At 60.8% G+C, this 11,967-nt stretch carries 10 protein-coding genes; 1 reads left to right on the plus strand and 9 read right to left on the minus strand.

The features are described from left to right. Positions 1-58: 58 nt before the first annotated feature. The 9 genes from ABSE61_RS21980 to ABSE61_RS22020 all read right to left on the minus strand — a co-directional run bounded on the left by ABSE61_RS21980 (position 59) and on the right by ABSE61_RS22020 (position 9,450). Entirely contained in the window at positions 59-838 is a 780-nt protein-coding gene (locus tag ABSE61_RS21980; RefSeq protein ID WP_423873245.1) for a transporter substrate-binding domain-containing protein, read from the minus strand. Between the two features lie 22 nt (positions 839-860). Continuing rightward, positions 861-1,829: a quinone oxidoreductase family protein gene (locus tag ABSE61_RS21985; protein ID WP_423873246.1), complete on the minus strand. Its 969-nt coding sequence runs from the start codon at positions 1,827-1,829 to the stop codon at positions 861-863. Positions 1,830-1,940: 111 nt separating this feature from the next. Next, complete coding sequence (locus ABSE61_RS21990) at positions 1,941-2,957, minus strand: 2-dehydropantoate 2-reductase (protein ID WP_423873247.1); 1,017 nt, start codon at positions 2,955-2,957, stop codon at positions 1,941-1,943. Between the two features lie 108 nt (positions 2,958-3,065). Further along, entirely contained in the window at positions 3,066-3,494 is a 429-nt protein-coding gene (locus tag ABSE61_RS21995; protein ID WP_423873248.1) for a CBS domain-containing protein, read from the minus strand. A gap of 245 nt (positions 3,495-3,739) precedes the next feature. After that, on the minus strand, positions 3,740-5,047 hold the full coding sequence (oxlT, locus tag ABSE61_RS22000) for an oxalate/formate MFS antiporter (RefSeq protein WP_423873249.1): 1,308 nt from the start codon (positions 5,045-5,047) through the stop codon (positions 3,740-3,742). Between the two features lie 198 nt (positions 5,048-5,245). Beyond that, positions 5,246-5,383: a hypothetical protein gene (locus ABSE61_RS22005; protein ID WP_423873250.1), complete on the minus strand. Its 138-nt coding sequence runs from the start codon at positions 5,381-5,383 to the stop codon at positions 5,246-5,248. Between the two features lie 214 nt (positions 5,384-5,597). Next, a complete protein-coding gene (frc, locus tag ABSE61_RS22010) occupies positions 5,598-6,875 on the minus strand; it encodes a formyl-CoA transferase (protein ID WP_423873251.1) in 1,278 nt (425 codons plus the stop codon). 62 nt (positions 6,876-6,937) lie between these two features. Continuing rightward, positions 6,938-8,677 (minus strand): oxalyl-CoA decarboxylase, encoded by a 1,740-nt coding sequence (gene oxc, locus ABSE61_RS22015; RefSeq protein ID WP_423873252.1) that lies wholly within the window; start codon positions 8,675-8,677, stop codon positions 6,938-6,940. A gap of 80 nt (positions 8,678-8,757) precedes the next feature. Beyond that, entirely contained in the window at positions 8,758-9,450 is a 693-nt protein-coding gene (locus tag ABSE61_RS22020) for a GntR family transcriptional regulator (RefSeq protein ID WP_423873253.1), read from the minus strand. A 304-nt stretch (positions 9,451-9,754) separates the two neighbouring features. Here ABSE61_RS22020 and ABSE61_RS22025 point away from each other — a divergent pair, with 304 nt between their 5' ends. After that, the gene (locus tag ABSE61_RS22025; RefSeq protein WP_423873254.1) at positions 9,755-11,884 is read left to right on the plus strand and encodes an acetate--CoA ligase family protein; all 2,130 of its coding nucleotides are present in this window, start codon (positions 9,755-9,757) and stop codon (positions 11,882-11,884) included. Positions 11,885-11,967: the final 83 nt, after the last annotated feature.

Genomic DNA, 11,967 nt, shown 5'->3' on the forward strand with positions numbered 1-11,967 from the left:
CGGGCAGACCGCGCAACGTCTGCGTGATGGCCGCCGATCGGTAGATCGTCGGGTCGTCTTATTGGGCTTTCACCGCCCCCCGCAATCCGGCGCGCTCAGTGGATTGAGCAACCAGACCGCTGCTCTGCACCTCCTGAACGAAGCGTTGGATATATTCCAGCGCGGCCTCGTGGTCTTTGGGGATCGCGACCGCAAGGTGTTCTTCGCCCCATCGGCCATCCAGGATCCGCGATCCCGGCATCTGGTCGGACATCTCGAACAAGGTCGGCTTGTTGGTGGCGTAGGTGTCGATCTCGCCGTGTTCGAGCATTTCGATGCCGCGTTTGTAATTCTCTGCGGGCACGACCGTTGCATTCGGCAGCAGTTTCGGAATCGTGCCTTGCGACGTGCTTGCTTTTGTAACGCCGATCCGCAGGCCGGGTTTCTGGATGTCGGCAATAGTCGTGATCGGCGAATTGGCCGCGACGAGGTATCCAAGTTCGATCGTGAGCAGTGTCTGGCTGAAGGTCACCGTGGCGGCGCGCGCCGGCGTGGAATTGCTGACCGTGAAGTCGACGTCGCCGGCTTTCATGCCTTCGAGCACATCGGAAATGCGCTGATAGCTGACCTGCTCGAAGGGAACGTTGAGCCGTTTCGCCAGCTCGTGGCCCAGATCGTAGCTCAGGCCATGGACCTCGTTGGTCTTGCTGTCGCGAACCATCGAGGTCGGACTGCCATAATAAACTCCGACCCGCAGCTTTCCTGTGGGCGCCAGGATCTGGCGTGCATCCTGCGCTGCGGCACTGAGTGTCAAAGCCACGAGTGAAGCCGCCGCCATTACAATGACAAAACGATTCATCGGATACTCCCCGGATACGATGTTAAAACGTCACGACGATCTTTCCGAGGTGTTGGTTGGCTTCCATATGCGCGAACGCTTTGCCGATATCGTCGAAGGCAAACACCTTGTCGATCGGCAGCTGCAACTTCCGCTGCTCCACCGCCGGCCACAGGTCCCGGGTCGCTTCCTTGAATATTTCCCGGATTTCCTCGATCGAGCGGGTTCGGAATGTGACGCCGATGTAGCTGATGCGGCGCGCCGCATGCAGATCGAAATTGAAGTCGGCGTGGGTGCCGCCGAGTCGGCCGACGTTGACGATGCGGCCCTTGATTTTGGTCGCTTTCAGGTTCTGGCTTGCGACCTTGCCCGAGACCTGATCGACGATCAGGTCGACGCCTTCGCCTGACGTTGCCTGCAACACCTGGTCGACCCAACCAGGATCGCTGGAATCAACCGCGAGGTCGGCGCCGAATTCCTTCAAGCGTGCGCGGCGGCTCGCGTCGGTGGAAGATCCGACCACGAGCTTTGCACCCTTGAATTTCGCGATTTGCATCGCCATCAGCCCGACGCCGGAGCTCGCGCCCTGAATCATGACGCTTTGTCCCGGCTGCAAGCCGCCGACCGTCACCACCGCGTTATGCATGGTTGTGATCGCGATCGGTAACGTGCAGGCTTCGTCGAAATTCATGTTCGAAGGCGCGCGGAACAGCCGGCCGTGATCGGCCAGCGTATATTCGGCGAAGGCGGCCGTGCCCGAGCCCATCACCTTGTCGCCGACCTTGACGCCTTTGACGTCGGGACCGAGTTCGGCGATCTCGCCGGCCCATTCCATGCCGAGCACGGTGCCGGCGCCGCCGGCGCTGCCGTGCACGTGTCCCTTGGTCATGCCGAGGTCGGCGCGGTTGAGGCCGCAGGCGTGAACGCGGACCAGCACTTGGGCAGCCTTGGGGGAGGGCTTGGCGACGTCGGTGATTTCAGCGCCATTGGCGCCGTAAACATAGGCCTTCATGCGGATCATTTCCCGGTTGAGCGTATTGCGGTCGGTTATTCCGGCCTTATCCCGCCACGGCTGGCAAATGTCCATAACCGCGGCTGCTCAACGCTGCATACCGACCCACGATCAGGCAAAGGCCGGTATTTTAGCCTCGACCGGGGCTGGGGCGCAGCCCAACCCCGCTACCTTCGCCCGCTGGACGACAAGTGCCAGCACGGCATCGAGCGCCGGTGTCGGCGTTTGCGTCAGCCGGCCCATTTCCTGAACGACTGAGACCATCGGCTGAATCTCCATCGGCCGGCCGCGCTCCAGATCCTGCAACATCGAGGTCTTGTGGGCGCCGACCTTGCGGGCGCCTTCGATCCGCCGTTCGACGTCGACGCGGAACTTGACGCCGAAATTTTCTGCGATCGTCTGGGTCTCCAGCATGATCGCCTTCGACAGTGCGCGCGTCGCGGGATCGGAACAGATCACGTCGAGGGTCGCATGCGTGAGCGCACTGATGGGGTTAAGGCAGACATTACCCCAGAGCTTTAACCAGATCTCGTCACGGATGCGATCGAGCACGGGCGCCTGCATGCCGGCTTCGCTGAACAGGGCCGAAAGCCGTGTTACATCTGCGCTAACTTCGCCGGAGGGCTCGCCGATCGGAAAACGGTCGCCATAGACGTGCTGGATGACGCCGGGAGCGACGATCTCGGTCGCGGGGTAAACAATGCATCCGATCGCGCGTTCGGGGCGCAACTCGCGCCATTGCCGGCCGCCCGGATCGATGCTTTCCAGCGTCGAACCTTGGTAAGCACCGCCATGCTTGTAGAAGTACCAATAGGGGATGCCGTTGACCGCGGTCACGATACGGGTTTGCTCTGAAAGCAGAGGCTGCATCGCATCGATAACGCCGGTGATCGAGTGCGCCTTCAGACAGATGATGACGAAATCCTGAGGACCGAGTTCGGCGGGATTATCGGTGCAGCGCGGATTGGCCAGGCGTTCTTCGTCGCCGATCAAAAGTTTCAGCCCATTTGCCCGCATCGCGGCGAGGTGGGCGCCGCGGGCGACCAGGCTCACATCGGCGCCAGCGCGCGCGAACTGGACTCCGAGATAGCCGCCGATAGCGCCGGCGCCGTAAATACAGATTTTCATCAAGTGGTCCTCGAAAATGTCGGTGCTGAAAAATAAGGGCGCAAGCCAGCCGGCGGCTCCGAATGAATTCGAAAGCCGCAGCGCTTCTTGACGAGACGGGGAAGGGGGTCAGGCCATAACGGCGAGTGCTGCAGTAGCCTCTTCGTCAAAAGCCGTTGAAATATCGCGGATGCTGATCACGCCGCACAGGCTGTGATCGTCGATCACGGGCAAGTGGCGAATGTGATGCTGGTTCATCAGGTGCCGAACCTCTTCCAGCGTGTCGTTGGAACTGCACGACACCAGTTGCTGAACCGAGATCAGCTGCGACACCTTCATGTTGACGCCGGCCGCGCCGTGTTCGGCAATGGCACGCACGACGTCGCGCTCGGTGAACATGCCGACAGCGGTGTTACCCTCGGTGCGCACTACGTCCTTGACGACGAGGGCACTGACATTGCCCGCGCGCATCAGTTGAGCCGCGATGGCCACGGTCTCGTTCATTCGAATGGTGGAAATGCGCGCGGTCTTTTTGCGCAGGATGTCTCCGACTTTCATCGCAAGCTCCTTCAGGTCAGCCGCAGGATCAGCGGTGCGACCTTGGTATACGTTATACCAATTGTCAATCAGGTTTTGGATGTGAATCCCTTAAGAAAAACGGCAATAATGCTGACGTTTCGCGCTGACAGGCACGAGCCCGAAGTCAGGCTCGACGTTTTCTTGTATTTTGTATTCCATTCTGCGGACGCAAAAAAGAGGCGCGGATCACGCGCCTCTTGATCGATCGGACGAAGCGGAATGCCTCAGGCTACACGCGCATTGTGTGTCGTGGCATCGGCGGGTGCTTCGCTGCCGAGGATGAACGTGCGGCGCATTGGCTTGACGACGAATATGGCCATCAGCGCGGCGGTAGCGTTGAGGGCGACCGCAATGACGAACACCGCATGCCATCCCCAACTGGCGGCGACCAGACTGGCCAGCGGCACGAACAGCGAAGCCGTTCCCTTCGCCGTGTACAACATACCATTGTTGGTGGTGGCGAATTTGACACCGAACGTGTCGCCACTGGTGGCGGGGAACAGACTGTAGATCTCGCCGAACACGCCAAAATAGACCGCCGTCGCCAGCACGAAGACGACCGGATAGTGCCCGTAGACCGACAACGTCAACAACATGAGCGCGGCCGTGCCAAAGGCGATGAACATCGTGCGCTCGCGCCCGATCGTGTCGGAGACCCATCCGAAGAACGGCCGCCCAAAGCCGTCAAAGATACGATCGAGCGAAATCGCGAGCGTCAGCGCCACCGTTTGGAAGCCGAAAATGCTCATCGGCACGTCGGCGATCTTGTAGTCATGGGCAATCGGCGCAATTTGCGCGGCTGCCATAAGGCCGCCGGCCGCGACCATCACGAAAACCAGGTACATGACCCAGAACACCGGCGTGCGCAGCACTTGCGCGGGAGTATAGTCGATCTTGGTCTGCGGCAGGTTGAGTTGTTTCTTCTTCATCGGCATCGCCTGCGATGGCTTGCGCAGGAAGATCGCCAGCACCAGCACAATCAAGCCCTGCCCGATGCCGAACGAGAAGAACGCGCTCTCGTAGCCGGTGGCGGCAATCATTTTTGCAATCGGTACCACGGTGATCGCGGCGCCCGCGCCAAAACCGGCGGCGGTCACGCCCGCAGCCAGTCCGCGGCGGTCAGGAAACCATTTCAACGCGTTGCCGACGCAAGTGCCGTAAACGGCACCGGCGCCGATTCCGCTGACGATCGCCGCCGCGTAAAGCAGCACGAGCGAGTTGGCATAGGAGTTCAGGACCCAGGCGAGAGCGATGGTGACACCGCCGAACATGACGACGGCACGCGGGCCATATTTATCGACGAACCACGCTTCGACCGGCACGAGCCAGGTCTCGGTCACCACAAAGAGCGTGAAAGCCAACTGGATCGCAGAACGGCCCCAGTGAAACTTCTGGTCGATCGGATCGACAAACAGCGTCCAGCCATATTGGAGATTGGCGATCATCGCCATGCAAACCACGCCCATCGCGAGTTGCATCCAGCGGAAATGGCGACCTTCTGGTGTGGCGGTGGTTTCCGAATTGGGCTCCATAGATCCTCCCCTGGTACGCTTTTTGTTTTATGTAATGGGCGTGACCGGTTTGCGCATATTGGTATGTGATATGCCAGAGCGCAAGGGCGTTGTTCGCCACTCTTGGTCGCAGGCTGCCCTCCATGGCACAAAAAAAGACCCCGGGAAAACCGGGGTCTTTTTTTCAAAAAAGCTCTGAAATCGGAATCGTTTGATCCGTCAGAGACCGAAATAAGGCAGATCACCGTTGCGGTTCGCGATCCGGGCGTTGGTCATCAGGATATGGTCGATCACCGACAGCAGGCGGCTGAACCAAGTGACGGAGGGGGTTAGGCGGAGAGAAGCGGTCTTGGACATCGTGTTCCTCGCAGCGGGAAGCAATCTTGATGTCCCGAACATAGGTATACCAGATGCCAGCCGCAATTCATTTGTTTGCATGGCAGCATAGGAAATCTTGCAACGCAACATAAAATTCATCCCAGGGCTATGAGGCTGTGCCGATAATCAATTGATTTCAAACGAAAAAGGCCGCCGGAGCCCGGCGGCCTGATCGCTTTGCCCGAAGCAAGCTCTATTCAGCAGCTTGCTTGCGCGGCGGGTCAAGCGCGCCGGAATCATGGATTTCTTTCACCTGGTGGTCGGAGAAGCCAAGCACCTGACGCAGAATCTCGTCGGTGTGCTCGCCCAGCAGCGGCGAACGCTTCACCTCGCTCGGCGAGTCCGAGAGCTTGATCGGGTTGCCGACCGACAGGTATTTGCCGCGGGTCGGGTGATCCACCTCGACGACGGTGCCGGTCGCGCGCAGCGACTGATCTTCGGCGAGTTCCTTCATCGACAGGATCGGACCGCAGGGAATGTCGTCCTTGTTGAGGATCTCCATGGCCTCGAACTTGGTCTTGGTCATGGTCCATTGCTCGATGCGCGCAAAAATTTCATTGAGGCGCGACAACCGGGCGGGGGGCTTGGCGTAGTCGGGATGGGTCTTCCAACCGGGCTCGCCGATCACGTCGCAGATCTTCTCCCAAACCGGCGCCTGGGTGATGAAATAGATGTAAGCGTTCGGATCGGTCTCCCAGCCCTTGCACTTGAGAATGCGGCCCGGCTGACCGCCGCCGGAATCGTTGCCCGCGCGTGGCACGGCGTCACCGAACGGAATGCCTTCGCCGAACTGGCTGTATTCCTTGAGTGGGCCGTGAGCCAGACGCTGCTGGTCACGCAGCTTGACGCGCGCGAGATTCAGCACGCCGTCCTGCATGGCGGCAGTGACCTTTTGGCCTTGGCCGCTATGTGTGCGCTGATAGAGCGCGGTGACGATGCCGAGCGCCAGGTGCAATCCGGTGCCGCTGTCGCCGATCTGCGCGCCGGTGACGAGCGGCAAGCCGTCGCGGAAGCCGGTGGTGGAGGCGGCCCCGCCGGTGCATTGCGCGACGTTTTCGTAGACCTTGCAGTCTTCATAGGGTCCGGGACCAAAGCCCTTGATCGAGGCCACGATCATCTTCGGGTTGATGCTGTGGATTTTCTCCCAGGGGAAGCCCATGCGATCGAGCACGCCGGGGCCGAAATTTTCGACCAGCACGTCGCAGCTCTTGATCAGCGCGGTCAGGACTTCCTTGCCCTTCGGGTTCTTGGTGTCGAGCGTGATCGAGCGCTTGTTGTGGTTGAGCATGGTGAAATACAGGCTGTCCGCGTTCGGGACGTCCTGCAATTGCCCGCGGGTGATGTCGCCAACGCCCGGACGCTCCACCTTGATCACGTCGGCGCCGAACCAGGCCAGCAATTGCGTGCAGGTCGGGCCCGATTGAACGTGGGTGAAATCGAGAATTCGAACGCCCTTGAGCGCCTTTGTCATTGTCGTACTCCGTCTCGTATCTGGTCCCGTATGCACGGGGAGCTTTGCGTTAATCTGTCGGGTTATTTCTTCTTGAGAGCGCTCTGCGGATTGAGGTTGCCGATGCGTCCGCTCTCGGAGCCGGCGGCAGGATCAATCACCGCATTGATCAGCGTCGGTTTGCCGGAATTCATGGCCTCGTTCACGGTGCGCTTGAGTTCATCCGGTGACGTCGCATTGACGCCGACGCCGCCGAACGCCTCCATCATCTTGTCGTAGCGCGCGCCTGCAACGAAGACCGTCGTCGCGGGGTCAGAATTGCCACCCTTGTTGACGTCGGTGCCGCGATAGATGCCGTTATTGTTGAAGATCACGACGCAGACCGGCAGGTTGTAGCGGCAGATGGTCTCGACCTCCATGCCGCTGAAACCGAAGGCGCTGTCGCCCTCGACCGCGAGCACGGGATGGCCGGTTTCGACCGCAGCCGCAATCGCCTGGCCCATGCCGATGCCCATGACGCCCCAGGTGCCGACGTCGAGCCGCTTGCGCGGCTTGTGCATGTCGATGACGCCGCGCGCCAGGTCGAGCGTGTTGGCGCCTTCGTTGACAAGGATGGCGTCGGGCCGCTCCTTGATGATGGTGCGCAGCACGCCGAGCGCGCCGTGATAGTCCATCGGCGAGTTGTTGTTCATCAGGCGCGGTGCCATCTTGGCGACGTTCTCTTCGCGCTTGGTGGCGATCGTCGTGACCCAGTCGGCGGGAGCCGCAGTCCAGCCGTTGCCCATGGCGCCAAGCAGCGCGGACACGCAGGAGCCGATATCGCCGACCACAGGGGCCACGATCTCGACGTTGGAGTCCATTTCCTTGGGCTCGATGTCGATCTGGATGAATTTCTTAGGTAGCTCACCCCAGTTCTTGCCCTTGCCGTGTGACAACAGCCAGTTGAGGCGGGCGCCGATCAGCATCACCACGTCGGCGTCCTTCAGCACGGTGGAGCGTGCAGCCCCCGCACACAACGGATGAAGATCGGGCAGCAAGCCCTTGGCCATGCTCATGGGGAGGAATGGAACGCCGCTCTTTTCAACAAAGGCGCGGATATCGTCGTCGGCCTGGGCGTAGGCTGCGCCCTTGCCAAGAATAATGAGTGGACGCTTGGCGCCCTTGAGCACGTCGAGCGCGCGCTTGACGGCGGAAGGTGCCGGGATCTGGGCGGGTGCTGCGTCGATCACCTTGACCAGCGACTTGCGGCCGGCTTCGGCGCTGATCACCTGGCCGAACAGTTTGGCCGGCAGATCGAGATAGACGCCGCCGGGACGCCCCGAAACCGCGGCGCGGATCGCGCGCGCCAACCCGATGCCGATATCGGCGGCGTGCAACACGCGGAACGCTGCCTTGCACAGCGGCTTGGCGATCGCGAGCTGATCCATCTCTTCATAGTCGCCCTGTTGCAGGTCGACGATCTCGCGTTCGGATGAGCCGGAGATCAGGATCATCGGGAAACAGTTGGTGGTGGCGTGCGCCAGCGCGGTCAGGCCATTGAGGAAGCCAGGCGCCGAAACGGTCAGGCAGACGCCGGGTTTTTTGGTGAGGTAACCGGCGATCGCAGCCGCGTAACCGGCGTTCTGTTCGTGGCGAAACGAGAGCACGCGGATGCCTTCGGCCTGCGCCATCCGTCCGAAGTCGGTGATCGGAATGCCCGGCACGCCGTAAATCGTCTTGATATCGTTGAGCTTGAGCGCGTCGATGACGAGATGAAAACCGTCGGTCAGTTCCTGTTCGGTCTCAGCGGTCTTGGCATCGATGCTCTGTACTACTGCGGACATTCCGCTTCTCCTTGGTCGTTTTTTGATGGGGACGCGTTGGTCCCGGAAGTGGTCGCGCAAACTCTGAAAGGAGTGATCGCCTAAAACAGTTCCTTGCCGTGCGCTTCGACGAAGGACGCAAGGCCAAGCGTGTGATCCCGCGCCAGCCTTTCGGCAAGCTCGGTATCGCGCTGTTCGAGGGCTTCAATGATGGCCAGGTGCTCGGGCAGGGACGCCGCCATCCGCTCGATGCGTCCGATCGTCAATTGGCGATAGCCGCGCACATGCAGCAAGATATCGTTGGTCATGTCGACGAGCACCGGCGACTCGCTCAATGCAATCAGCGCCTGGTGGAACGCGATGTTGGCTTTCGAATATTCCTCGACGTGATGCTCGGGCAGCCGGTCCTTGCCGAAATCCTTGAAGAAATCGCGCAGCGCCGAAATGTCCTTCTTGCGCGCGGTTGTCGTGATCAGGCGCGCCGCCATGCTCTCGAGCGCGGCCCAGGCGCGGATCATATCCACGATCTCGCTCTTGGTCCGGCGCACGACGACGATGCCGCGGCGCGGCACCGTCTTGACGAAGCCGTCCTGCTCCAGCATCGCGATCGCTTCGCGAATGGGCGTGCGACTGACACCCAGGCGTTCGGAGAGCGCGCGCTCGTCGAGCATCACCGGCTCCGGAGTCGCGTAGATGTCCATCTTCAGGATGGCTTCCTTCAGCGCCTCATAAGCCTTGTTCTTGAAGCTCGTCTCCGGCACGATCCGGACTACGGCAATATCTGCGTCAGCCATGCTCAATCATGCCTTGATGGGTTCGGCGTTGGCGTATCTTATAAATAAAGAACCAGAACTACGCAGTTTTTGGCATGCCAAATGCCAGAATGTCAAGTTGCCCCTGTTTTCAGCAAATCCGCGACTTGACAAGTTCGTTTCTGGCATACCAAATGCCATGCGACCCGGCCGATCATGCCGCAGCGGACGTCCCCAGCGTACGCCATCACACGAAGACCGAACGAAGTCCACGCCAGGCAAGTCATGATGCTGATGCCAGCATGTGCTTCCTGCGCTCAAAGAATAGAAGTCACGGAGGAAGCTAATGTCGAATTCCAAAGATGCGGTCCGCAAAGTCCTGGATGCAGTCAAAGCGGATAAGCGCACGAGTCTGACGGCGCCGGAAGGCAAGCTGGTTTGCGATGCTTACGGGATCCCGGTTCCCAAAGAGGGCGTCGCCAAGTCGGCAGCCGAGGCGGCGAAGATCGCATCCTCCATGGGGTTTCCGGTGGTGATGAAAATCGTCTCGCCGGACATCCTCCACAAGACTGAAGCCGGCGGCGTGGTGGTCGGCGTCAAGTCCGCCGAAGACGCCGAGAGGACCTACGACACCATTCTGGCGAACGCCAAGAAGTACAAGGCTGACGCCAAGATCGAAGGCATCCAGATCCAGCAGATGCTCGCCGGCGGCACCGAAGTCATTGTCGGTTCCATCACCGACGGCTCGTTCGGCAAGCTGGTGGCGTTCGGCCTCGGCGGCGTGCTGGTCGAAGTTCTCAAGGACGTCACCTTCCGCCTCGCGCCGGCCACCAAGGACGACGCGCTCTCGATGCTCGACGGCATCCAGGCCCATGAAATGCTCCAGGGCGTACGTGGCGGCGACCCCGTCAACCGCGAAGCGCTCGCCGACGTCATCGTCAAGGTCTCGCAACTCGTCAGCGATTTCCCTGAAATCGTCGAACTCGATCTCAACCCGGTATTTGCCACCAAGAAGGATGCCATCGCCGCCGACGTCCGCATCGTCGTCGACTTCGACTACAAGCCGCGTGAGAAGCCGCGTCCGACCGAGGAAATCGTAGCCGCCATGAACCGCATCATGCAGCCGAAGGCGGTTGCCGTGATCGGCGCGTCGGCCGAAGACGGCAAGATCGGCAACTCCGTGATGAAGAACCTCATCAACGGCGGTTACAAAGGCGACATCTATCCGATCCACCCCAAAGCGGCCGACATCCTCGGCTACAAGGCCTATAAGAGCGTCAAGGACGTGGCCGGCGTGATCGACGTCGCGGTGTTCGCGATCCCGGCCAAATTCGTCGCCGGTGCGCTGATCGAATGCGGCGAGAAGAAAATCCCGGGCGCCGTGCTGATCCCGTCGGGCTTTGCGGAAGCGGGTCATCCCGAATTGCAGGCCGAGATCGTCGAGATCGGCAAGAAATACAATGTCCGCCTGATGGGACCGAACATCTACGGCTTCTATTATACGCCGGCCAATCTCTGCGCGACCTTCTGTACGGCTTACGACGTCAAGGGCCACGCGGCGCTGTCGTCGCAGTCCGGCGGCATCGGCATGGCGATCATCGGCTTCTCGCGTTCCGCCAAGATGGGCGTCTCGGCGATCGTCGGCCTCGGCAACAAGTCCGACATCGACGAAGACGATCTGCTCGCTTTCTTCGAGCAGGATCCGAACACCAATCTGATTGCCCAGCACTGCGAAGATTTGAAGGACGGCCGCGCGTTCGCCGAAGCCGCCAAGCGGGTTTCGAAGAAGAAGCCGGTGGTGGTGCTGAAAGCAGGCCGCACGTCTGCGGGTGCGAAGGCTGCATCCTCGCATACCGGCGCGCTCGCCGGTAACGACAAGATCTACGAAGACGTCTTCAAGCAGTCCGGCGTGATCCGCGCCCGCTCGCTTCGGCAATTGCTCGAATTCGCGCGCGGCGTGCCGGTGCTGCCGACGCCGAAGGGCGAGAACGTGCTGATCATCACGGGTGCGGGCGGCTCCGGCGTGCTGCTGTCGGACTCCGTGGTCGACAACGGCCTGTCGCTGATGGCGATGCCGCCCGATCTCGACGCGGCGTTCCGTAAGTTCATTCCGCCGTTCGGCGCGGCCGGCAACCCGGTCGACATCACCGGCGGCGAGCCGCCGATCACCTATGTCAACACCGTGAAGCTCGGCCTGTCGGATGACCGCATTCATTCGCTGATCCTCGGCTACTGGCACACGATCGTGACGCCGCCGATGGTGTTTGCGCGCAACATGGTCGAGGTGAAGAAGGAAATGGAAGAGAAGGGCTTCGTCAAGCCGATCGTCGTTTCGCTGGCCGGCGACGTCGAGGTCGAGGAAGCCGCCGAATATCTCTACCAGAACGGCATCCCGGCCTATGCTTACTCGACCGAACTGCCGGTCGAGGTGCTCGCCGCCAAGTACAAGTGGGCGCGCGGCGCCGGCCTTCTTTAAGTGATATCGAGTGCCGCCTCGGTTATCCGGGGCGGCACTTTCGTCTTTGACTGCGCGGTTTTATCGAGCGGCAAGCAGGTCTC

The organism is Bradyrhizobium sp., assembly GCF_049519115.1.
GTDB lineage: Bacteria > Pseudomonadota > Alphaproteobacteria > Rhizobiales > Xanthobacteraceae > Bradyrhizobium.